The sequence below is a fragment of the Stenotrophomonas nitritireducens genome (assembly GCF_050984405.1).
In the GTDB taxonomy this organism is placed as follows: domain Bacteria; phylum Pseudomonadota; class Gammaproteobacteria; order Xanthomonadales; family Xanthomonadaceae; genus Stenotrophomonas; species Stenotrophomonas nitritireducens_B.
This window is the reverse complement of sequence record NZ_CP158790.1, coordinates 3,003,799-3,026,518: the sequence shown is the minus strand read 5'-3', so window position 1 is coordinate 3,026,518 and position 22,720 is coordinate 3,003,799. Positions and strand designations below refer to the sequence as shown.

Genomic DNA, 22,720 nt, shown 5'->3' with positions numbered 1-22,720 from the left:
GCACGCTTGCGCGGGGCCAACCGATGGCTGAAGCTGCGGCGTTCGACATGGATGCCCGACGATGCTGATCCTGCCGCTGCACAAGCCGCTCAACCTGGCGACGCTGCCGCTGGTGACGATGCTGCTGGTCGTGGCCAACGCGATGGTCTACTTCGGCTGGCAGCTGGGAGACGCGGACAGGATCGAGGCGGCGCAGGCGTGGTACCGGCAATCGGGGCTGGGCGGGTACGAAGTGCCGGCCTACGAGAAGCACCTGCGCCTGACCGCGCAGCGCGACGCGCTGGCGGAACTTGAAGCGGTGCCCGACGCGCAGCGCGCCGGTTTCGTCGGCCTTTCCACCTTGAACGACGTGGCGTTCGTCGCCGCGCTGGAAGAAGGACGGTTGTTCGAATCGGCGCAGCAGCACGCCGCCTGGCGGGCATTGCGCCGGCCGTACCAGGCGCGGCTGGACGAAGTGTTCACCCTGCGCCATGTCATGCGCAGTTCCGAATGGTCGCCGGCGCGCATGCTGTCCTCGGCGTTCCTGCATGGCGGGTTCATGCACCTGTTCGGCAACATGCTGTTCCTGGTGATCCTGGGGCTGCTGCTGGAGGGCGCGCTGGGCGGCTGGCGGTTCCTCGGGGTCTACCTGCTGGGTGCGTTCGGCGCCAGCCTGGCCAGCCTGTGGTGGCGCTGGGGAGAGGGCGGCAGCGGGCTGGGCGCGTCCGGGGCGATCGCCGCGGTGATGGGCGCGTTTTGCGTGGTCTGGGGGCGGCGCCCGGTACGCTTCTTCTATTGGTTCGGGGTGGTGTTCGACTACGTGCGAGCGCCGGCGATCTGGCTGCTGCCGCTGTGGCTGGGCTGGGAGGTCTACAACCTGCTGGCCAATGCGGACGCCGGCATCGGCTTCGATGCGCACGCGGGCGGGCTGGTGGCCGGCGCCGCGCTGGGCGGCCTGCTGGTGCTGGCGCGCCAGGTGCGCGAGGACTACATGGCCGACGATGCAGGCACCGCCGCCATCGACGGACGCTGGGAGCAGGCCCGGCAGCACATGGGCCGGCTGGAGAATGCCGCGGCCGAGCGCCTGCTGGCCGAACTCGCCGCCGAACAGCCGCAACGGCTGGACGTGGCGGTCGCGCGCTACCGGGTGGCCTGCAACGCCGGCAGGCCGGCCGACATGCAGGCCAGGGCGCTGGACCTGCTGCTGCGGCTGGATGCCGGGGGGGCGACGCCGCCGGCCTGGCCGCGCAGCACGAGATCGCGAAGAAATGGCTGGCGGCCGGCACGCCGCCGGCGGCGGAAGCCGCGCGTGTGCTGTTCGAACGCTGCCTCACGGCGGGGTGGCTGCAGGAAGCCGAAGCCGCGCTGGAACGGGCCGCCGGGCAGCCGGGTGGGGAGCCGGCGCAGGCATGGCTGCGGCTGGCGCTGCGCCACGGCGAACTGCACGCGCGCGACCAGAAAAGGCGCGTGCTGGCCGTGCTCGAACAGCGTTATCCGCAGGCGCCACAGGCCGCCAAGGCGCGTTTCCTGCTGGAGAACGACTAGACCCTTGCCCGCGCCGTCGTGCATCCGCTCCGCCGGCGACCATGCGGCGACGCTTACGACGGCGCGCGCGCCGTTTCGTTGAGCGGCTGGGGCTGCAGGGCACGGCGTGCGGCATCGAGCCTGCGCCGTTGTTCCTCGTCGTCGCAGCGTGCCAGCGCCTCGTCCAGAAGCTGCAGCGCTTCCTCGTCGCGGTTGTAGCGTTCGCCCAGCAGCATCGCCGCCTGCAGCGCCCAGTGCGGCGCCTGCGCGGCGCGCGGCCAGGCCCGCAGCATGGCGCGCAGGGCATCGACCTGCAGCTGGAACTGGCCGCCCATGCCGGCGCGCCCGGCCAGCAGTTCGGCCTGCTGCGTTTCGGCGGGGGTGAAGTCCGGATCGCGTTCCAGGGTTTCGCGCAGGACGTTCATCGCCGCGCGTTCCTGTTTTTCCATCAGCAGCCGGCTGATGTACTGGCGGCCATGTTCGCGCAGCGCGTCGGGGCCGCCGCCGCGCAGCAGCAGGCGCTGGTAGAGCTCGTGCACCGGCAGGCCGACCGCGCGGGTGCGGATGGCGCCGCGCAGGGTGTCCATCGCCGCGTCCGGATGGCCCTCGCGCACGAAGTGTTCGGCTTCGTCCAGCAGCGGGCGGTCCGGATCGTGGCGCGACAGCGGCTCGGCGGCGCCTTCCGGTTCGAAGCCGAGTTCGACGTGGTACTGGTAGACCAGGTAGCCGAGCAGGTGGAATGCGGAGAACAGCCCCCAGACGGCGAAGAAGGTCAACGCGAGCTCGCCGACCACCGGCGGCATCCAGGCGTGCAGCCACCGGCCGGCGGTCAGCGCGCTGGCCTGGATGACGAACAGCAGCCCGAACGCGGCCAGGTAGGGCCAGCCGATGCGCGCGGCCAGGGTGATCGAGGTGGCCGGGTTGGCCGCGGTGCGCAGGCTGCCGTCCAGCGCCAGCGAGATCACGCAGCCCGGCTGCAGGAACACCACGGCCGCCAGCGCCACCAGGCCGATGACCGGGCCGAGGAACACCCCCGCCGCGACCACGAACAGGCCCATCAGGATCATCAGGCCGAGAAGGCGGACCACGGTGCCGTCGCTGCTGCCCAGCGTGTGCTCGGGCGAACGCATGCGGCCATGGGCGGTCTCGCGCAGGATCTCGAACGCGTAGCGGTAGATCGCCACCCAGGTGACGAGGTGGAGGATCCAGCCGATGCCCGGCAGCAGGCCCAGCAGGGTGCACAGGGTCAGCGCGACCAGCGAATACAGCGCCGACCCGTGCAGCGGATAGAAGGTGATGGCGCGCAGCCGGTGCCAGAACGGCTGCGGCGGCGAGGCGGGCGTGCGGTTGCGCTTGCGGTCTTCCATGACATCCCCCGTGAGTGCTGCCGCGATTGTGGGGGAGGCACGTGGAGCCGGCAACGGCCGGCCCCGCGACCGTCGCTCAGCGCTTGCCGCCGAAGATCCCGCCGAGGATGCCGCGCACGATCTGGTTGCCCAGCTTGGTGCCGACCGTGCGCGTGGTCTGCTTGGCCATGGTCTCGATCATGCCCTGGCGGCGCCTGGTGCCGAAGATGGCGTCCTTGATGGCCTGGCCGAAGCCGCCTTCCTGGCTCTCGTCCTGCTCGCGGGTGCGCGCGGCCGGCGCCTTGGCCTGTTCGGCGGCCTGCTGCGCGCGCCGCGCCAGGATTTCCGCGGCCGATTCGCGGTTGACCGCGGTGTCGTAGCGGCCGCCGACCGGGCTGCCGGCGCGCACCTGCGCGCGTTCGGCGTCGGTGATCGAACCCATGCGGCAGCGCGGCGGCGCCACCAGCGTCTTCTGCACGGGCGAGGGCACGCCCTTGTCCTGCAGGGTGGAGACCAGCGCCTCGCCGGTGCCCAACTGCGACAGCGTGGCGACCACGTCCAGCTTCGGGTTGGGGACGAAGGTCTCGGCCGCGGTCTTCACCGCCTTCTGGTCGCGCGGGGTGAAGGCGCGCAGCGCGTGCTGCACGCGGTTGCCGAGCTGGCCGAGGATGTTGGCCGGCACGTCGTCGGGGAACTGCGAGCAGAAGTACACGCCCACGCCCTTGGAGCGGATCAGACGCACCACCTGTTCGATGCGCTGCACCAGCGCGGCCGGGGCGTCGTCGAACAGCAGGTGCGCCTCGTCGAAGATGAAGACCAGCTTCGGCTTGTCCAGGTCGCCCACTTCCGGCAGCTTCTCGAACAGCTCGGACAGCAGCCACAGCAGGAAGGTCGAGTACAGGCGCGGCTTGAGGATCAGCTGCGCGGCGGCGAGGATGCCGACCACGCCGCGGCCGTCGTGGTTGACGCGCATGATGTCGGCCAGTTCCAGCGCCGGTTCGCCGAAGAAATTCTCGCCGCCGTCCTGCGACAGGCGCAGCAGCGCGCGCTGGATCGCCGCCACCGACGGCGCGCTGACCAGGCCGTATTCGGTGGACACGTCCTTGCGTTCCTCGGCCACCAGGTTGAGCAGGGCGCGCAGGTCGTCCAGGTCGAGCAGCAGCAGGCCGCGGTCGTCGGCTAGCTTGAACACGATGTCCAGCACGCCGGCCTGGGTGTCGTTGAGCTCGAGGATGCGCGCCAGCAGGGTCGGCCCCATCTCGCTGACCGTGGTGCGCACCGGGTGGCCGAGCTGGCCGTACAGGTCCCAGAACACCACCGGGCTGGCGGCCGGGGCGTAACCGGCCACGCCGATCTCGGCGGCACGCTGGGCCAGCTTCTCGCTGCCGTCGCCGGCCACGGCCAGGCCGGCCACGTCGCCCTTCACGTCGGCCAGGAACACCGGCACGCCCAGCCGCGAGAAGCCTTCGGCCAGGGTCATCAGGGTCACCGTCTTGCCGGTGCCGGTGGCGCCGGCCACCAGGCCGTGGCGGTTGCCGAAGCACGGGAGCAGGGTGACGGCGATGTCGTCGGTGATGCCTTTGCCGATCAGGATGGGATCCATGGGGTGCTCTCGGAGGTACGTGGAGGGATTCTAACGGCCGACTGTATCGCCTGATCGTGCCGGTTGCCGCCGCACGAGGCAGGCGGCTACCCTGCCAGCCTTTCCGCCTGTACCGCCGCTGATGCCCGTTTCCGTTCCGACTGTCCTGCGCTGCTCCCTGCTGGCCGCCGCCTCGCTGCTGATCGCCGTCCCCTCCGCCCACGCGCAGCGCGTGTCCGCCCGCGACAAGGCCAAGGTCGATGTGATCGAACAGCGCATGGCCGCGGCGGAGAAGCGCTATACCGATGCGCTGCTGCTGGTGGCCAATGCCGACCCCAAGGGCACCGCCGAGGGGGATGCGGCGCTGGAGGACATGGAGGACGTGATCGACGCCTGCATCGGCCAGAAGGGCTGCCAGGTCGGCACCCTGCTGGCCACCTACAAGCGGTTGCTGAAGAAGCGCGCCGACGACAGCGCCGGCGATGCCGCCGACGAGGCCGGCGACACGCTGGAGGCCGACCCGGACCATGTCGGCCCGCTGGTCGCCGACGTGCCCGAAGCGGCGCGCGCGGCGGCCCTGCTCAACGACCACCGCCACGCCTTCGACGAGATGGTCGAATACAACCCGGCGATCCAGGCCGGCATCCGCCGCTGGCTGACCGACATGCGCCCGGCGCTGCTGACCAGCTACGAGAACTACATGAACCTGCGCGCGGTGATGTGGCCGGAGTGGGAGAAGCGCGGCCTGCCCGAGGCGCTGCTGTTCGGCATCATGGCCAAGGAATCCAACGGCCGCGTGCACGCCTCCTCGCGCGCCGGCGCGGCCGGGCTGATGCAGTTCATGCCCGCCACCGGCCGCCGTTTCGGCCTGGGCCCGGACGGCACCGGCTTCGACACCCGTTTCGACGCACGCAGCGCCGCCGAGGCCAGCGCGGCCTACATGAACGAGCGCATGGGCCAGCTCAACCGCAACATCGAACTGGCGCTGGCCGCCTACAACGGCGGCGAGGGCAGGGCGCTGCGGGTGTTCAACCAGAGCGCGGGCCAGGGCTTCTGGACCGACTCGGTCTACAACCAGTTCCCCGGCGAGACCAAGGACTACGTGCCGATGGTGATCGCCGCGGCCTGGATCTTCCTGCACCCGCGGCAATACGGCGTCGAGTTCCCGAAGGTCGCCGCGCAGCCGGCGACGATCCGGCTGGCCAAGTCCACCACCATCTACGAACTGACCATCTGCCTGGGCAGCGCCGGTACCCGCGACGGCTACATGCGCGTGCTGCGCAACCTCAACCCGCGCTACGAAGCCGATGGCTGGATTCCGGCCGGCACCACGATCAACGCGACCACCCGCATCGCCGGCCTGTACAACCGGCAATGCGTCAGCGGGCCGCGCGCGGACCTGGCGCGGGCGCTGATCACCGCCGACCTCAATGCCGCCATCAAGCGGCCGCAGGCCGCGGCCTATACCGGCAACGTGGCGGTGGGCGACGTGCAGTCGATGCAGTCGGCGGATACCGTCGCACCGGCGGCGCCCGTGGCGCCTTCGCGCCCCGCGCCGCGTCCGGCCGCGCGCAGCTACAAGGTCGCCAAGGGCGATACGCTCGGCCGCATCGCCACGCGCTTTCCAGTGCCAGCTGCCGGCGCTGGCGCGCGCCAACGGCCTGCGCGCGCCGGCCTATGCGATCAAGCCGGGCCAGGCGCTGAAGCTGGAAGGCTGCCGCCGCTGAGCGGGGCCGGATGCAGCGGCGGTTTCGCCGCCGCGTGCGTTTTGCGTTACAACGGGCATCCGTTTTTCGCAGGCGCCGACATGGCCACAACGCCCGACGATCTCGAACTGGAGCGGCTTGCCGCCGGCATCGGCGAGCGCCTGCGCGCCGCGCGCGACCGCGTGGTCACCGCCGAGAGCTGCACTGGCGGCTGGATCGCCAAGGCGATGACCGGCGTGGCCGGTTCCTCGGACTGGTTCGACTGCGGCATGGTGGCCTACAGCTACGAGGCCAAGCAGGCGCTGCTGGGCGTGCGCCCGCAGACGCTGGAAAGCCAGGGCGCGGTGAGCCGCGAGACGGTGATCGAGATGGTGTCCGGCGCGCTGGTGCACTCGGGCGCCAGCGTCGCCGTCGCGGTCACCGGCATCGCCGGGCCGGGCGGCGGCAGCACCGACAAGCCGGTCGGCACCGTGTGGATCGGCTGGAAGCGGCGCGGCGGTTATACGCACGCCGAACTGTTCCATTTCGACGGCGACCGCGACGCGGTGCGGCGCCAGACCGTGGCGCGCGCGCTGGAGGGGCTGGAGGCCCTGCTGTGATGTGCGGCCACCGGTCCCGATGCGGAGGGCGTGGCTGATGTGGGAGGCGCTGGGCACGGTGCGCGACCTGGGCCGGCTGCAGGAAATCGCCGCCGTCCTGATCCGCCATGGCTTCGGCGATATCGTGCGCCGCATCGGCATGGCCGATGTCCTGCAGCGCGCCGGTCGCCTGCTGCACTGGAACGATCCGGGCCAGATCCTGCGGATGTCCGCGCCGGTGCGGGTGCGGCGCGCGATGGAGGACCTTGGCCCCACCTTCGTCAAGCTGGGGCAGGTGCTGGCCACGCGCGTGGACCTGTTCCCGCCGGAATGGATCGCCGAGTTCAGCGAGCTGCAGAACGCGGTGCCGGCCCTGTCGTTCGCGCAGGTGCGCGGGCAGCTCGAGGCCGACCTGGGCGAGCCCCCGGAGCAGGCCTTCGCCCGGCTGGAGGAGCGGCCGATGGCCGCCGCCTCGCTGGCGCAGGCGCACCGCGCCTGGCTGCACGACGGCACGCCGGTGGTGCTGAAGATCCGCCGCCCCGGCATCCGCGACGTGGTCGAAGCCGACCTGCGCCTGCTGGCGCGGCTGGCCGAGATCATCGAGGCGCGCCTGCCCGACCTGCGCCGCTACCGGCCCTCCGAAGTGGTGCAGCAGTTCACCCAGTCGCTGCGCCGCGAACTGGATTTCGCCGCCGAATGCCGCAACGCCGAGCGCATCGCCGGCAACTTCGCCGGCCATCCGGACGTGCTGATCCCGCGCGTGCACTGGCAGTGGACCTGCGAGAGCCTCAACGTGCAGGACTTCGTCGACGGCATCCCCGGGCGCGACCTGGACGCCGTCGACGCTGCCGGCCTGGACCGCGCGGCGCTGGCCCACACCGGCGCGGCGATCGTCCTCAAGATGGTGCTCGACGACGGCTGTTTCCACGCCGATCCGCACCCCGGCAACATCTTCTACATGCGCGACGGCCGCATCGGCATCATCGATTTCGGCATGGTCGGGCGGCTGTCCGAGCAGCGCCGCTTCCAGGTCGCGCGGCTGCTGCACGGGCTGGTGTCGCAGGACCCGGAGGCGGTCACCGACGTGCTGCTGGAATGGGCCGGCGGCGTGGACGTGGACGAATCGCGCCTGCAGCAGGACCTGGGCAGCTTCGTCGACCAGTACCGCGGCGTGCCGCTCAAGGACCTGCGCGTGGGCCTGATGCTGGGCGACGTGACTTCATTGCTGCGGCAGTACGGCCTGACCCTGCCGGCCGACCTGGCGCTGATGATCAAGACCTTCCTGACCCTGGAGGGCATGGGGCGGCAGCTGGACCCGGATTTCGACATGGCCGGCGCGGCGCGTCCGTTCCTGGAGCGGATCATGCGCCGGCGCTACGCGCCGCGGGCGGTGTTGCGGCGCAGCCGCCGCAGCCTGCTGGGCGCATTGGACCTGGCCGGCGACCTGCCGCGCGACCTGCGCCGCCTGCTGCAGGCCGCCCGCCGCGGGCGCATGCAGCTGATGGTGGACACCCCGGCGCTGAAAGGCTTCGGCGACCAGGTCAACCGCGCCGCCAACCGCCTCACCGTCGGCATCGTCACCGCCGCGCTGATCATCGGCTCGTCCATCGTCATGAACAGCATCGGCAGCGGCGCCAACCGCTGGCTGCTGGCGCTGGGCGTGGCCGGCTTCCTCGGCGCAGGCCTGTGCGGCGTGTGGATCCTGTTCTCGATCTGGCGCAGCGGAAAGCGCCCTTGACGGAGTCCGGCCGGTATTTCCGTAAAGCCGGCCCTGCCTGTTTTTCCTCGAAGACATGAGCATGGCCGCTGGGCGTTCGGTCCATCCCGGGGGTACTTGCGATAAGGGTTGTTAGTAGTAATACTACTAAACATGGACCTGACCCAGACCCAGCAGGCGATCCTGCAGATGATCGCCGAGCGCATCGACAGCGAGGGCGTACCACCCTCGCAGACCGAGATCGCCCGCGCCTTCGGCTTCAAGGGGGTGCGTTCGGCGCAATACCACCTCGATGCCCTGGAGGCGGCCGGTGCCATCGAACGCGTGCCGGGCAGGGCACGGGGCATCCGTCTGGTCCGGCCGGCCGGCGATGACGAATCCGGCATGCCGGCAGGGGCGATGGCCGAGGAACAGGTGCTGCGCCTGCCGGTGCTGGGGCGGGTCGCTGCCGGCCTGCCCATCGGCGCGGACATCGGGTCGGGATCGGACGACTTCGTGGTGCTGGACAAGGTGTTCTTCTCGCCCGCGCCGGACTACCTGCTGAAGGTTCAGGGCGATTCGATGATCGACGAGGGCATCTTCGACGGCGACCTGATCGGCGTGCACCGCACCCGCGACGCGCGTTCCGGACAGATCGTGGTGGCGCGCATCGACGACGAGATCACGGTGAAGCTGCTCAAGGTGGGCAAGGATCGCATTCGTCTGCTGCCGCGCAACCCGGACTACGCCCCCATCGAAGTCCTGCCGGACCAGGATTTCGCCATCGAGGGGCTGTACTGCGGCCTGCTCCGCCCCAACCGGTGACGGTGGCTTCTCCCAGCGCCCGAGCGAGGTTTTCCTACGGGTAATGGGAAGCAAGGCCGCTGCCGGTATCCTTCCCGCCCCAATAATCTGGCCGTGCCGCAACCAGTCTCAGCCTGTGCGATACGGCCCCGCTACAGTGGACCCATGACGAAATCCATGACATCAACGACGAGGAAGACCCCGATGGACGATAACAAGAAGCGTGCACTTGCCGCGGCGCTGGGCCAGATCGAAAAGCAGTTCGGCAAGGGCTCGGTGATGCGCATGGGCGACCGCGTGGTCGAACCCGTCGAAGCCATCCCGACCGGCTCGCTGATGCTGGATATCGCGCTGGGCATCGGCGGCCTGCCCAAGGGCCGCGTGGTCGAGATCTACGGCCCCGAATCCTCGGGCAAGACCACCCTGACCCTGCAGGCCATCGCCGAGTGCCAGAAGCAGGGCGGCACCGCCGCCTTCATCGACGCCGAGCACGCGCTGGACCCGATCTACGCCGCCAAGCTGGGCGTGAACGTGGACGACCTGCTGCTGTCGCAGCCGGATACCGGCGAACAGGCGCTGGAAATCGCCGACATGCTGGTGCGTTCGGGCTCGGTGGACATCCTGGTGATCGACTCGGTCGCCGCGCTGACCCCCAAGGCCGAAATCGAGGGCGAGATGGGCGACCAGCTGCCGGGCCTGCAGGCCCGCCTGATGAGCCAGGCGCTGCGCAAGCTGACCGGTAACATCAAGCGCTCCAACACGCTGGTCATCTTCATCAACCAGCTGCGCATGAAGATCGGCGTGATGATGCCGGGCCAGAGCCCGGAAACCACCACGGGCGGCAACGCGCTGAAGTTCTACGCCTCGGTGCGCCTGGACATCCGCCGCATCGGCGCGATCAAGAAGGGCGACGAGATCATCGGCAACCAGACCAAGATCAAGGTCGTCAAGAACAAGCTGGCGCCTCCGTTCAAGCAGGTCGTCACCGAGATCCTGTACGGCGAGGGCATCAGCCGCGAAGGCGAGCTGATCGACATGGGCGTGGATGCCAAGCTCGTGGAGAAGGCTGGCGCCTGGTACAGCTACGGCGACGAGCGTATCGGCCAGGGCAAGGACAATGCCCGTGGTTACCTGCGCGACAACCCGCAGGTGGCGGCCAGGCTCGAGGCCGAGCTGCGTGAGAAGTTCCAGCCTGCCGACGCTGCCCGCGACGCGGGTGACGACGAAGACGAGGAATGATTTTCCCGCGGGGACGGGCGGCGCATCGTCAGTGACGTCGTCCCGTCCCCGCGGTTTTGTAGAGGCACAAGGCCCCCTGCAGCAGGGCGCCAGCACGCGTAGGGGCGGGGCTTGCCCCGCACATGCGCGATGGCAGGTAACGCAATGAACGACAGCGAAGATCGGCCTGGCCGTCGCAGCCGGCGGACACGTGAACAGACGCCGCTGCAGCGCGCCCTGGGGCTGCTGGTGCGGCGGGAGCATTCACGCAAGGAACTTGGGCGCAAGCTCAAGGCCCGGGGCGTCGATGCCGACGAAGTCGACGCCGCAGTGGCGAAGCTGGCCGAAGAGGGCTGGCAGGACGACACCCGGTTCGCCGAGGCTTTGGTGCGCAACCGGACCGGAAGCGGGTACGGTCCCCTGCATATCCGTGCCGAGCTGGGTACCCATGGCCTGGACAGCGAACGGATCGAGGCTGCGATGGCCACTTTCGAGGGCGACTGGATGGAGCTGGCCCGGGAGCTGGTCTGCCGGCGATTCGGTCCGGATGGGCCCCAGGACCTGACCCAGCGGCGCAAGGCGGCGGACATGCTGGCCCGGCGGGGTTTCGACGGGAGCTGCATCCGCGGTGCCACCCGCTACGACCCTGAGGACTGAATGGACCGGGCCTGATACCCTTTCAGGGTTTCGGCCGTCCCGGATCCACGCGCCGCGTGGGGAGCCGGCTGCCGCCAGCCCGCCTATCGCCAGTCCTCATGAATACACCCGTAAAGTTCACCACCTCACAGATCCGCGCCGACTTCCTCGAATTCTTCAAGGGGAAGGGCCACACCATCGTGCCGTCGGCGCCGCTGGTGCCGGGCAACGACCCGACCCTGCTGTTCACCAACTCCGGCATGGTGCAGTTCAAGGATGTGTTCCTGGGCGCGGAGAAGCGCAGCTATGTGCGCGCGGCCGACGTCCAGCGCTGCCTGCGCGCCGGCGGCAAGCACAACGACCTCGATTCGGTCGGCTATACCGCCCGCCACCACACCTTCTTCGAAATGCTGGGCAACTGGTCCTTCGGCGATTATTTCAAGAAGGACGCCATCGCTTGGGCCTGGGAGCTGCTGACCCAGGTCTGGAAGCTGCCGGCCGAGCGCCTGCTGGTCACCGTCTACCACAACGACGACGAGGCCTACGCGCTGTGGCGCGACATGATCGGCGTGCCGGAAGACCGCATCGTGCGCATCGGCGACAACAAGGGCGCGCCGTACGCCTCCGACAATTTCTGGCAGATGGCCGACACCGGCCCATGCGGTCCGTGCACCGAGATTTTCTTCGACCACGGCGAGCACATCGCGGGTGGTCCCCCAGGCTCGCCGGACGAGGATGGCGACCGCTTCATCGAAATCTGGAACCTGGTGTTCATGCAGTTCGACCGCCAGCCCGACGGTACCCTGGTGCCGCTGCCGGCTCCATGCGTGGATACCGGCATGGGCCTGGAGCGCCTGGCGGCGATCCTGCAGCACGTGCACACCAACTACGAGATCGACCTGTTCCAGGCGCTGATCCGCAAGGCCGCCGAGCTGACCGGCACCGCCGACCTGGAAAACAAGTCGCTGCGCGTGATCGCCGACCACATCCGCGCCTGTTCCTTCCTGATCGTCGACGGCGTGCTGCCGTCCAACGAGGGGCGTGGCTACGTGCTGCGCCGGATCATCCGCCGCGCCCTGCGCCATGGCTGGATGCTGGGCGTGCGTCAGCCGTTCTTCCACAAGCTGGTGCCGACCCTGGTCGAGTTGATGGGCGAGGCCTACCCTGAACTGCCGGCCGCTGCCGCCACCGTGCAGAAGGCGCTGCTGGCCGAAGAGGAGCGCTTCGCCGAGACGCTGGATGCCGGCATGAAGATCTTCGACGACGTCGCGGCCAAGGTTGGCGACGGCGTCATTCCCGGCGCCGATGCCTTCCGCCTGTACGACACCTACGGCTTCCCGGTCGACCTGACTGCCGACATCGCCCGCGAGCGTGGCATGACGGTGGACATGGCCGGTTTCGATACCGCCATGGAGCACCAGCGCGAGATGGCGCGTGCCGCCGGCAAGTTCGGGGGCGGCGTGCAGCTGCCGGCCGAACTGGTCGCCACACTGTCGCCGACCGCCTTCCTGGGCTATGACCAGCTGCAGGCCGGCGGCCTGAAGGTGGTCGCGCTGCTCAAGGACGGCCGCCCGGTGGATGCCGTGCAGGCCGGCGACGAGGTGATCCTGTTCACCGACAGGACCCCGTTCTACGCCGAATCGGGCGGCCAGGTCGGCGACACCGGCGCGCTGTCCGGCAACGGCGCGGACGTCGCGGTTACCGACACGCAGAAGTTCGCCGGCCAGTTCCATGGCCATGTCGGCACCGTGAAGCAGGGGGCGATCAAGCTCGGCGACGTGCTGTCCGGCGCGATCGACACTGCCCGCCGCAGCGCCACCATCCTCAACCACTCCGCCACCCACTTGCTGCACGCCGCCCTGCGCGAAGTGCTCGGCACCCACGTGCAGCAGAAGGGCTCGCTGGTGGCGCCGGACCGCCTGCGCTTCGATTTCTCGCATTTCCAGCCGATCAGCGCGGACGAACTGGCGGTCATCGAGCGCAAGGTCAACGAGCAGGTACGCGCCAACAATGCCGCCGAAGTGCACCACATGGGCATGCAGGAGGCGCTGGACTTCGGCGCGATGGCGCTGTTCGGCGAGAAGTACGGCGAGAACGTGCGCGTGCTGAAGATGGGCGAGTATTCCACCGAGCTGTGCGGTGGTACCCATGTGTCGCGCACCGGCGACATCGGCCTGTTCAAGATTACTTCCGAAGGCGGCGTCTCCTCCGGCGTGCGCCGCATCGAGGCGGTGACGGGGCAGGGCGCTCTGGACCACGTGGATGCCGAAGAGGCCCGCCTGGCCGAGGCTGCGAGCCTGCTGGGCGGCGCCGCGACCGACGTGGTCGAGAAGATCCGCCAGCTCGGCGAACGCCAGAAGAAGCTCGAGCGCGAGCTGGAAGCGCTGAAAGCCAAGCTTGCTTCCGGCGCGACCGCCGACCTGGGCGCCTCCGCGGTCGAGATCGGCGGCGTGAAGGTGCTGGCAGCCCGCCTGGAGGGCTTCGATGCCAGGGCCCTGCGCGATGCGATGGACCGGCTCAAGCAGCAGCTGGGCGATGCGGTGATCCTGCTGGCCGGCACCCAGGACGGCAAGGCGTCCCTGGTGGCCGGTGTGAACGGCTCGGCAATGGGCAAGGTCAAGGCCGGGGAACTGCTGTCGCACGTGGCCGGTCAGATCGGGGGCAAGGGCGGCGGTCGTCCCGATCTCGCGCAGGGTGGTGGTGAAGACGGTCCCAGGCTGGTCGCTGCGCTCGAGGGCGTGCCGGAATGGGTAAAGCCTCACCTGGCATGAACGCAGACAGTCGTGCGCCTTGAAGGCGCCGGCGCCCTGCCGTTAACATTGGGGGTCTTTTCCCTTTGTCGTGGGGCGCAGGTATCCAGCGCGCCAATGCCGGTGGGAAGCCCCCACCGGTTCCATGGAGATTCGCACAATGTTGATCCTGACTCGCCGTGTAGGCGAAACCCTGATGATTGGTGACTCGGTCAGCGTGACCGTGCTCGGCGTCAAGGGCAACCAGGTCCGTATCGGTATCACCGCCCCGAAGGACGTGGCGGTGCACCGCGAGGAAATTTTCCAGCGCATCCAGCGCGGCGACGAGCCGGCTGCATCGGGAAGCGAAGAAACTTCCGAATAAGGGTTTACCTTTCACCCCGTTAAACGGTATTCTTCGCGCCCTGCCACGGAACACGCGGCAGGGCGAAAGAAAACGGAGTGATGCCCGAGAGGCCGAAGGGGCTCCCCTGCTAAGGGAGTATAGGGTCAAAAGCTCTATCGAGGGTTCGAATCCCTCTCACTCCGCCAGTTGAAAGACGTCTGCAGACTCCCAAGTTTGCGGGCGTTTTTCGTTTCAGGGGTATGGCTGGGGCCTGGTTCTGCGTCGCTGCTCGACCATGGCGTATGACTGCGGGATGTCCAGCATGCCGCGCGGAGATGACGCATCGCCCCGCATCGCGTAACATGATTGATGTCGAGCATCGCTTGGACCGCTTTGCGGCTCTGGACGATGAAGACTGAAGATTCTTGAAGAAATCGGGGGTGCACTGGTTTCGACGGGGGTTGTGAAGTCGCTTGGCGCATGCCGAGGGGGTAGCTTTCCTCGTAAATCCAGCTGCAAAACTCATAGTTGCCAACGACGACAACTACGCTCTGGCCGCTTAAGGCCTAAGCCCCGAAACAGCTTGTGTCCGTGCTCGCTGCGTAGGGTCATCATCACGGAATCGCATGGGGTGGCTGCCCGCCAGCTCCAAGCTAGATAAAGCGGGCTGGCTCCGGGATGCGCTTTGCGCGCCGTGCTGTTCCGGGGCGAGATACAACGGCGAGCTAAGCATGTAGTGCCGGGGATGGAGTGCCTTCGGACGGCGGTTCAATTCCGCCCACCTCCACCATCTATAAAGCCCAGCCTTCACCGGCTGGGCTTTTCTTTTGTCTGGATGCAAGGGCTGCACTTTCAATCGGCGGTGTGCCGACTGATGCGGGAGGTTTGGTGGTGCTGATGCCATTCTGCGGCACGTCTACCACCCGCCATCGCTATTGCGCTCTGTGAGGGCGCGCCTTGAAGGGGCGCTTTGTGTTCGCCTGGAATGAATTGACCGCCACAGGCGGGGCAGGTCTTCTGCAGGCGTGCGATGGCGCTTCATGGGGCTGCCTATGTGGTCTTTGTAGCGGGTGTTGCGTGCAGGCCTGCATGGCCGCGCTGCGTTGGCTTGGGTTGTGCGGACGCTGGTGGTGCTCCCGCTGCTGCCTGCTGCGGCCTCGCTGGCGCCATCCAGCGGGTGCGGCGACTGCCCTCATCGATGGCAGGGGCGTTGCAGGCGCGTAGGGTGCGAGGGGGCGGACGGACAGCCATCATTACCGGATGCACATGACGGGCTTGCGGCTCACGTCATCAGCTTTCTCCCGTGCCTCCGGAAGGTAGCCGTTTCACCTGGAAGATGCCGAATTGCGGGTGCTGTTGCCTCCTGGCGCGATAGCGGAGGCGCGGCGCTGGAGTGCGGGTGATGTGGCCGTGGTGCTGGCGGCTTCTCGTAATGGTGCAGCTTTCGACGCTGCATGCCTTGCTGGACAGGCGTGGCGCCCAGCGCTGCAGAATGCCCTTGCCGAACGGAGTGCCTTCCAGCATTGCGCGCCCATGTTGATCGTCACGACTGCGCGCTCGCCGGCCAGTGGTTCGTCGTCGTCCGGCCGCGGCATGAACTCGTTCCTGCAGCAGGGCGCAGACGTTCGGTCAGCGCCTGTGCGGAATCCGTGAAGGCGGGCGAACCCGCCGCTTCACTCAGGCGTTGCGGTTGTGGGCGCGCAGGGCGCGCTGCTTCTCGCGGGCCCAGTCGCGGTCCTTGGCGGCGTCGCGCTTGTCGTGGGCCTGCTTGCCCTTGGCCAGCGCGATTTCCAGCTTGATGCGGTTCTTGCTCCAGTACATCGCGGTCGGCACCAGGGTGTAGCCGTCGCGCTCGACCCGCCCGATGAGCTTGTCGATCTCGCGTCGGTGCAGCAGCAGCTTGCGCTGGCGGCGGTCCTCGGGAACGGTGTGGGTGGAGGCCTGGATCAGCGGGGTGATCTGCGCGCCGATCAGGAAAATCTCGCCGTCCTTCACGTAGGCGTAGGCGTCGGTCATGTTGCCGCGCCCGGCGCGGATGGCCTTGATCTCCCAGCCCTGCAGCACCAGCCCGGCTTCGAAGCGCTCTTCCAGGTGGTATTCGTGGCGCGCGCGCTTGTTGAGCGCGATGGTTTTGTCGGCCTGCGCGTTCTTTGCTTTATCCTTACCGGGTTTCTTGCTCATTTCCGTATTGTCTCCGATTCGGAGGCCTTCCGAACATCCGTCCGTATTCCGCATGCCTACCATCCGCCGCAGTGCCCTGGTCGAACAACCGGCCGAGCGCATGTTCGACCTGGTCAACGACGTCGCCGCCTATCCGCGACGTTTCCGCTGGTGCGAGGCGGCGCAGATCCTGGAGGAGGGGCCCGAGCGCCTGGTGGCCCGCCTGGACCTGGGGCTGGGCTCGTTCCGCACCTGGTTCATGACCGAGAACGCGCTGCGGCGCCCGGGCAGCATCGACATGCAGCTGAAGGATGGCCCGTTCAAGCGCCTGCATGGGCGCTGGCAGTTCCAGCCCTTGTCCGACGTGGCCTGCAAGGTGAGCCTCGAGCTCGAGTTCGAGCCCACCTCGCGCCTGCTTGGGCCAGCGCTGGCGCTGGGTTTCCAGGGATTGGCCGACCGTATGGTCAACGATTTCGTGCGCGTGGCCGAGCAGGGGGGCTGAGCGTGCGCGTGGAGGTGGTGCTGGCCTGGCCGGAGCGCTATCTGCGCCGTGAGCTGGTACTGCCCGACGGGTGCACCGTCGCCGAGGCGGTGGAAGCGGCGGCGCTGGATGCTGGCGGCGAATCGGTCGCCGTGGCCGTGCACGGCGTGCTGGCGCGTCCGCAGCAAATGCTGCACGACGGCGACCGCATCGAACTGCTCAGGCCGCTGCTGGCCGACCCCAAAGAAAATCGCCGCCGGCGGGCGCGCGGCGGCGATTGATCGGTGCGTGGGGCTGGACTCAGCGGCCGCCGCGTTTCTTCTTGTCCTTGGCCAGGTTGCGGCCGAACTGGCGCACGCTCTTCTGGGCCAGTTCCGCATCCTGGTTGGGGAAGTAGTCGCCTTCCCAGCGGGTGACGCGGTCGTTCTCGAAGAACACCGTGAAGTTCTTCACCTCGGTCTTGCCCAGCCGGTTCACGCGCTGGCTGGAGGTGTAGTCCCAGCGCTGGGCATGGAACGGATCGGGAATGGACGGCGTTCCCAGCAGCGCGTTGACCTGCTGCTTGCTCTGGCCGGCCTGCAGCTGCGCCACGGACTTTTCTTGCAGCAGGTTGCCCTGGTAGATGGGCTGCTTGTAGATGATGCCGCAGCCGGTGGTGGACAGGGCGACAACGGCGATCAGCAGGAGGTTGCGCATTGGGACAGACGATTGAGGAAATCCCGGCGATGATACACTCCCCGGCACCCAGCGCGATCTGACCGGAGGCAACTGGCGTTAAACCGCCAATGAACACGATGGCCATGGAATCCAACGACCTGCGCAAAGTCGGCCTGAAGGTGACGCATCCGCGGATGCGCATCCTGGCGCTGCTCGAGCAGAACACCCCCCACCACCACCTGACCGCCGAGGACATCTACCGGCAGCTGCTCGATTGCGGCGACGAGATCGGGCTGGCGACGGTCTACCGGGTCCTGACCCAGTTCGAGGCGGCCGGCCTGGTGCTCAAGCACAATTTCGAAGGCGGGCAGGCGGTCTATGAACTGGACCGTGGCGGCCACCACGACCACATGGTGGACGTGGATACCGGCAAGATCATCGAGTTCGAGAGCCGCGAGATCGAAGAGCTGCAGAAGAAGATCGCGGCCGATCACGGCTACGAGCTGGAAGAGCACTCGCTGGTGCTGTACGTGCGCAAGAAGCGGCGCTGAGGTCGGGCTCGTTGCCGGCGGGCAGCAGGACACCGGCCTTGGGCCGGTGTTTTCGTTTTCGGGGGAGCTCAAGCCGCTTGGGCGCGCCGGCTCGAATCCCTTCGGCAGGAGATGCGCCAAGCGCCGGATGAGGTCAGAGGCGAAGCCCTCACGCTATCCGGAAGCAAGGCTTGGCTTGCCTTCTCCCCGCCCGATCATGTTCAGGACCGCGCCAGCGGCCCGCACGCCGCGTGCGAAGCCCGCAAGGCGCGTTTCAGACCTCGGTCAGCAGCTTGCGGGCGGCGGCGCGGGCTTCCTTGCTGACCTCGGCGCCGCCCAGCATGCGTGCCAGTTCCTCTTCGCGGCCCTTGGCGTCGAGCAGTTCCACCGCGCTCTGGGTCATGCCTTCCACCGGGGCCTTGCTGACCCGGTAATGGGCGTGGCCCTTGGAGGCGACCTGCGGCAGGTGGGTCACGCACAGCACCTGGCGGCGCTCGCCCAGGGCGCGCAGCTTCTTGCCGACGATGTCGGCCACGGCGCCGCCGATGCCCGAATCGACCTCGTCGAACACCATGGTCGGTACGGCATCCAGGCCCAGCGCGGCTACTTCGATGGCCAGCGAGATGCGCGAGAGTTCGCCGCCGGAGGCGACCTTGCGCAGCGCGCGCGGGGGTTGCCCGGCATTGGCGGCGACCAGGAATTCGACCCGTTCGGCGCCGTTGGGGTCCGGACGCGGCTGCGGCTGGGGTTCCAGTTCGATCAGGAACTGGCCGCCGCCCATGCCCAGCTCGCCGATCAGCGCGGTGGTGGTATCCGACAGCGCGCTGGCTGCGGTGGCGCGGCTGGTGGTGAGGGTGGCAGCCTGCGCCTGCCAGTGCGTGGCGGCCCTGTCGATCTCGCCGGCCAGCCGCGACAGGCGCTCGTCGGCGCCGCGCAGCTGTTCCAGCTCCGCCTCGATGCGGTCGCGGGTGGCGGCCAGTTCCTCCATGGGCACACGATGCTTGCGCGCCAGGTCGTGCAGGCGGCCGAGGCGGCGCTCGATCTCCTCGAAGGCGTCCGGATCGCTGTCCAGGTCGTCCTGCACCCGGTCCAGCTGGGCCAGCGCTTCGTGCAGCTGGATGCCGGCCGCGTCGAGCATGCCGTCGATCTCGCCCAGCCGCGTGTCGTGCTGGCTGACCCGCGACAGCTCGTGCCGCACCTGCTGCAGCAGGCCGAGCAGGGCGGGGCCCTCGTCGCCGTTGAGCGCGTTGCCGGCGTACTGGCAGGCTTCGATCAGCGCGGTGGAATGCGCCTGGCGGCGGTGGCTGGCGGTCAATGCCGCCACCGCCACCGGCTCCAGGTCCTCGCGCTGCAGCTCGCCGAGCTGGTGTTCGAGGAAGGCGATGCGGTCGGACACGTCGCCCTGCTGCGACAGCGCTTCGCGCTCGTCGATCAGTGCCTGCCACTGGCCGCTGGCGGCGCGCACCGCGGCGCGTTCGGCCTCGTTGCGGGCGTAGGCGTCCAGCAGGGCCAGCTGGCTGGGGCGCGACAACAGCGCCTGCTGGTCGTGCTGGCCATGGATCTCGACCAGGAAGGCGGCCAGTTCGGCCAGCTGCGACACCGGTACCGGGCGGCCGTTGATGAAGGCGCGCGAGCCGCCGTCGGCGCGGATCACCCGGCGCAGCTGGCACTGGTCCTCGTCGTCGAGTTCGTTGTCGCGCAGCCAGCGGCGTGCGGGGGCGTCCCCGGCGAGGTCGAATTCGGCCGAAAGCTCGGCCCGGCCGGCGCCGTGGCGCACCACGCCGCTGTCGGCGCGCAGCCCGGACAGGAAGCCCAGGGCGTCGACCATCAGCGACTTGCCGGCGCCGGTTTCGCCGGAAACCACGGTCATGCCCGGCCCGAACTCCAGTTCGGTGGCGCGGACGACGGCGAAATCCTTGATCGAGAGATGTCTGAGCATGGTCGGCAGAGGATGGGGCCGCGCAAAACTAGCATGCGCATGCGGCAGGTCAATCCGGGAATGGCGCCTGGCGCGGCACATTAATGCGTGCCGGTCGCAGGGGATGAGTCTGAACCTTGAAACCCGGGGGGCAGCCCACATACGGGGAGCAGGCAGGCGGCAGAACGACCGCCAGGGAACCGGAAATGAACCAAGACCACCCCGAATTCGAGACCGAGAACAGCAGCGGCGGCGCGGCCGAGGCGCAGGACGCCCAGCTCCAGGCGCTGCGCGCCGAGATCGAGCAGCTCAAGGGCGAGTCGCTGCGCGAGCGCGCCGACCTGGAGAACCAGCGCAAGCGCGTGGCGCGCGACATCGAACAGGCGCGCAGGTTCGCCAACGAGAAGCTGCTGGGCGAACTGCTGCCGGTGTTCGACAGCCTGGACGCCGGGCTGACGGCGGCCGGCAGCGAGCCCAGCCCGCTGCGCGAAGGGCTGGAGCTGACCTACAAGCAGCTGCTCAAGGTCGCCGCCGACAACGGCCTGACCCTGCTCGACCCGGTCGGCCAGCCCTTCAACCCGGAACACCACCAGGCCATCAGCCAGGTCGACGCCCCGGCCGGCGTGGCCCCGGGCGCGGTGGTGACCGTGTTCCAGAAGGGCTACCTGCTCAACGAGCGCCTGCTGCGGCCGGCGCTGGTGGTGGTGGCCCGGGTCGACTGACCCCGGCTGGCTGGCCGCCGCCTTAACGCGGGCGGCCGCCGGCAAACAGCGTTCCGGGGATGGCTTGAATGTCATCCGGCCATCCCCCACATCCCGTTCATACCCGGCGGCTGCCGGCACACGAATCCTCAGGAGTCCCCCATGGGCAAGATCATTGGTATCGACCTCGGCACCACCAACTCGTGCGTGGCGATCATGGACGGCGGCAAGGCCCGCGTCATCGAAAACTCGGAAGGCGACCGCACCACGCCTTCCATCGTCGCCTACACCAAGGACGGCGAAGTGCTGGTGGGCGCCTCGGCCAAGCGCCAGGCCGTCACCAATCCGAAGAACACCTTCTACGCGGTGAAGCGCCTGATCGGCCGCAAGTTCACCGACGGCGAGGTGCAGAAGGACATCGCCCACGTGCCGTACGGCATCCTGGCCCACGACAACGGCGACGCCTGGGTGCAGACCAGCGACGGCCGCAAGATGGCGCCGCAGGAAATCTCGGCCAAGGTGCTGGAGAAGATGAAGAAGACCGCCGAGGACTTCCTTGGCGAGAAGGTCTCCGAGGCGGTCATCACCGTACCGGCGTACTTCAACGACAGCCAGCGCCAGGCGACCAAGGACGCCGGCCGCATCGCCGGCCTGGACGTCAAGCGCATCATCAACGAGCCGACCGCGGCCGCGCTGGCCTACGGCCTGGACAAGGGCGACAACAAGGACCGCAAGATCGTCGTCTACGACCTGGGCGGCGGCACCTTCGACGTGTCGATCATTGAAATCGCCAACGTCGACGGCGAGAAGCAGTTCGAAGTGCTGGCCACCAACGGCGACACCTTCCTCGGCGGCGAGGACTTCGACAACCGCGTCATCGAGTACCTGGTGGACGAGTTCAACAAGGACCAGGGCATCGACCTGCGCAAGGACCCGCTGGCCCTGCAGCGCCTGAAGGACGCGGCCGAGCGCGCCAAGATCGAGCTGTCCAGCGCGCAGCAGACCGAAGTCAACCTGCCGTACGTCACCGCCGACGCGTCGGGCCCGAAGCACCTGAACATCAAGCTGACCCGCGCCAAGCTGGAAGCGCTGGTGGAAGACCTGATCAAGAAGTCGATCGAGCCGTGCCGCACCGCGCTGAACGATGCCGGCCTGCGCTCGAGCGACATCAACGAGGTGATCCTGGTCGGCGGCCAGACCCGCATGCCGAAGGTGCAGCAGGCGGTCAGCGAGTTCTTCGGCAAGGAGCCGCGCAAGGACGTCAACCCGGACGAGGCCGTGGCGCTGGGCGCCGCGATCCAGGGCGGCGTGCTGGGCGGCGACGTCAAGGACGTGCTGCTGCTGGACGTGACCCCGCTGTCGCTGGGCATCGAAACCCTGGGCGGCGTGTTCACCAAGATCATCGAGAAGAACACCACCATCCCGACCAAGGCCTCGCAGGTGTTCTCCACCGCCGAGGACAACCAGTCGGCCGTGACCGTGCACGTGCTGCAGGGCGAGCGCGAGCAGGCCCGCTACAACAAGTCGCTGGCCAAGTTCGACCTGACCGGCATCGAGCCGGCGCCGCGCGGCCTGCCGCAGGTGGAAGTGTCCTTCGACATCGACGCCAACGGCATCCTGCATGTGTCGGCCAAGGACAAGAAGACCAACAAGGAACAGAAGGTCGAGATCAAGGCCGGTTCGGGCCTGTCCGAGGACGAGATCAACCGCATGGTGGCCGACGCCGAGGCGCACCGCGAGGAAGACAAGAAGTTCCAGGAACTGGTGCAGGCCCGCAACCAGGCCGACGGCCTGATCCACGCCACCCGCAGCGCCATCACCGAGCACGGCAGCAAGGTCGGCGGCGATGTCATCGGCAAGGTGGAAGCGGCTCTGGCCGACCTGGAAACCGCGATGAAGGGCGACGACAAGGCGCAGATCGAAGCGAAGTCCAAGGCGCTGGAGGAAGCCGGCCAGTCGCTGTACGCCGCCGCTTCGGCCGGCGAGCAGGGCGGCCCGGCCCCGGACGCGGGCGCGGCCGGTCCTTCGCATGACGACGTGGTCGATGCCGAGTTCACCGAGGTCAAGGACGACAAGAAGTCCTGATGTCCAATGCCCCTCTCCCTCCGGGAGAGGGGTTGGGGTGAGGG

The 22,720-nt window shown here is 68.5% G+C and carries 17 protein-coding genes, 1 tRNA gene, 1 other RNA gene and 2 pseudogenes; 16 read left to right on the top strand and 5 right to left on the bottom strand.

Annotated elements, in window-relative coordinates:
* Positions 1-61: 61 nt before the first annotated feature.
* Positions 62-1,524 (top strand): annotated as a pseudogene (locus ABTV91_RS13470) (rhomboid family intramembrane serine protease).
* 53 nt (positions 1,525-1,577) lie between these two features.
* Here the strand turns inward: ABTV91_RS13470 and ABTV91_RS13465 are convergent.
* Positions 1,578-2,870, bottom strand: coding sequence for a hypothetical protein (locus tag ABTV91_RS13465; protein ID WP_433851884.1), 1,293 nt, complete (start codon positions 2,868-2,870; stop codon positions 1,578-1,580).
* A 76-nt stretch (positions 2,871-2,946) separates the two neighbouring features.
* Positions 2,947-4,452 carry a helicase HerA-like domain-containing protein gene (locus ABTV91_RS13460; protein WP_433851883.1) on the bottom strand — a complete coding sequence of 502 codons (1,506 nt, stop codon included), beginning with the start codon at positions 4,450-4,452 and terminating at the stop codon, positions 2,947-2,949.
* Positions 4,453-4,573: 121 nt separating this feature from the next.
* On the opposite strand from ABTV91_RS13460, the pseudogene ABTV91_RS13455 reads away from it, so the two are divergent.
* From ABTV91_RS13455 to ssrA, 10 genes and pseudogenes are all read left to right on the top strand, one after another.
* Positions 4,574-6,158: pseudogene (locus ABTV91_RS13455) on the top strand (transglycosylase SLT domain-containing protein).
* Between the two features lie 80 nt (positions 6,159-6,238).
* Positions 6,239-6,736 carry a CinA family protein gene (locus ABTV91_RS13450; RefSeq protein ID WP_433851882.1) on the top strand — a complete coding sequence of 166 codons (498 nt, stop codon included), beginning with the start codon at positions 6,239-6,241 and terminating at the stop codon, positions 6,734-6,736.
* Positions 6,737-6,773: 37 nt separating this feature from the next.
* Positions 6,774-8,453 carry a 2-polyprenylphenol 6-hydroxylase gene (ubiB, locus tag ABTV91_RS13445; RefSeq protein ID WP_433851881.1) on the top strand — a complete coding sequence of 560 codons (1,680 nt, stop codon included), beginning with the start codon at positions 6,774-6,776 and terminating at the stop codon, positions 8,451-8,453.
* 132 nt (positions 8,454-8,585) lie between these two features.
* On the top strand, positions 8,586-9,236 hold the full coding sequence (lexA, locus tag ABTV91_RS13440; RefSeq protein ID WP_433851880.1) for a transcriptional repressor LexA: 651 nt from the start codon (positions 8,586-8,588) through the stop codon (positions 9,234-9,236).
* Positions 9,237-9,419: 183 nt separating this feature from the next.
* The gene (gene recA / locus ABTV91_RS13435) at positions 9,420-10,454 is read left to right on the top strand and encodes a recombinase RecA (RefSeq protein ID WP_433851879.1); all 1,035 of its coding nucleotides are present in this window, start codon (positions 9,420-9,422) and stop codon (positions 10,452-10,454) included.
* A gap of 144 nt (positions 10,455-10,598) precedes the next feature.
* On the top strand, positions 10,599-11,090 hold the full coding sequence (gene recX, locus ABTV91_RS13430) for a recombination regulator RecX (RefSeq protein ID WP_433851878.1): 492 nt from the start codon (positions 10,599-10,601) through the stop codon (positions 11,088-11,090).
* A gap of 98 nt (positions 11,091-11,188) precedes the next feature.
* On the top strand, positions 11,189-13,840 hold the full coding sequence (alaS, locus tag ABTV91_RS13425; protein ID WP_433851877.1) for an alanine--tRNA ligase: 2,652 nt from the start codon (positions 11,189-11,191) through the stop codon (positions 13,838-13,840).
* Between the two features lie 139 nt (positions 13,841-13,979).
* The gene (csrA, locus tag ABTV91_RS13420) at positions 13,980-14,183 is read left to right on the top strand and encodes a carbon storage regulator CsrA (RefSeq protein WP_054656818.1); all 204 of its coding nucleotides are present in this window, start codon (positions 13,980-13,982) and stop codon (positions 14,181-14,183) included.
* A 74-nt stretch (positions 14,184-14,257) separates the two neighbouring features.
* Positions 14,258-14,350, top strand: a tRNA-Ser gene (locus ABTV91_RS13415).
* Positions 14,351-14,580: 230 nt separating this feature from the next.
* Positions 14,581-14,934, top strand: a transfer-messenger RNA (tmRNA) gene (gene ssrA / locus ABTV91_RS13410).
* An 887-nt stretch (positions 14,935-15,821) separates the two neighbouring features.
* Here the strand turns inward: ssrA and smpB are convergent.
* Positions 15,822-16,325: an SsrA-binding protein SmpB gene (smpB, locus tag ABTV91_RS13405; RefSeq protein WP_054666626.1), complete on the bottom strand. Its 504-nt coding sequence runs from the start codon at positions 16,323-16,325 to the stop codon at positions 15,822-15,824.
* Between the two features lie 52 nt (positions 16,326-16,377).
* Here smpB and ABTV91_RS13400 point away from each other — a divergent pair, with 52 nt between their 5' ends.
* Both ABTV91_RS13400 and ABTV91_RS13395 read left to right on the top strand, forming a co-directional pair.
* Positions 16,378-16,806 (top strand): type II toxin-antitoxin system RatA family toxin, encoded by a 429-nt coding sequence (locus ABTV91_RS13400; protein ID WP_433851876.1) that lies wholly within the window; start codon positions 16,378-16,380, stop codon positions 16,804-16,806.
* A gap of 2 nt (positions 16,807-16,808) precedes the next feature.
* On the top strand, positions 16,809-17,066 hold the full coding sequence (locus ABTV91_RS13395) for an RnfH family protein (RefSeq protein ID WP_433851875.1): 258 nt from the start codon (positions 16,809-16,811) through the stop codon (positions 17,064-17,066).
* 19 nt (positions 17,067-17,085) lie between these two features.
* On the opposite strand, the gene ABTV91_RS13390 is transcribed toward ABTV91_RS13395, so the two are convergent.
* Positions 17,086-17,481, bottom strand: coding sequence for an outer membrane protein assembly factor BamE (locus tag ABTV91_RS13390; protein ID WP_433851874.1), 396 nt, complete (start codon positions 17,479-17,481; stop codon positions 17,086-17,088).
* A 104-nt stretch (positions 17,482-17,585) separates the two neighbouring features.
* Here ABTV91_RS13390 and fur point away from each other — a divergent pair, with 104 nt between their 5' ends.
* Positions 17,586-17,993, top strand: a complete 408-nt coding sequence (gene fur, locus ABTV91_RS13385; RefSeq protein WP_433854183.1) for a ferric iron uptake transcriptional regulator — start codon at positions 17,586-17,588, stop codon at positions 17,991-17,993.
* Between the two features lie 253 nt (positions 17,994-18,246).
* On the opposite strand, the gene recN is transcribed toward fur, so the two are convergent.
* Positions 18,247-19,911 (bottom strand): DNA repair protein RecN, encoded by a 1,665-nt coding sequence (recN, locus tag ABTV91_RS13380; protein ID WP_433851873.1) that lies wholly within the window; start codon positions 19,909-19,911, stop codon positions 18,247-18,249.
* A 185-nt stretch (positions 19,912-20,096) separates the two neighbouring features.
* Here recN and grpE point away from each other — a divergent pair, with 185 nt between their 5' ends.
* Together grpE and dnaK are read left to right on the top strand one after the other, a co-directional pair.
* Positions 20,097-20,612, top strand: a complete 516-nt coding sequence (gene grpE, locus ABTV91_RS13375) for a nucleotide exchange factor GrpE (protein WP_433851872.1) — start codon at positions 20,097-20,099, stop codon at positions 20,610-20,612.
* 141 nt (positions 20,613-20,753) lie between these two features.
* Positions 20,754-22,676: a molecular chaperone DnaK gene (gene dnaK, locus ABTV91_RS13370; protein ID WP_433851871.1), complete on the top strand. Its 1,923-nt coding sequence runs from the start codon at positions 20,754-20,756 to the stop codon at positions 22,674-22,676.
* The last annotated feature ends 44 nt before the right edge of the window (positions 22,677-22,720 follow it).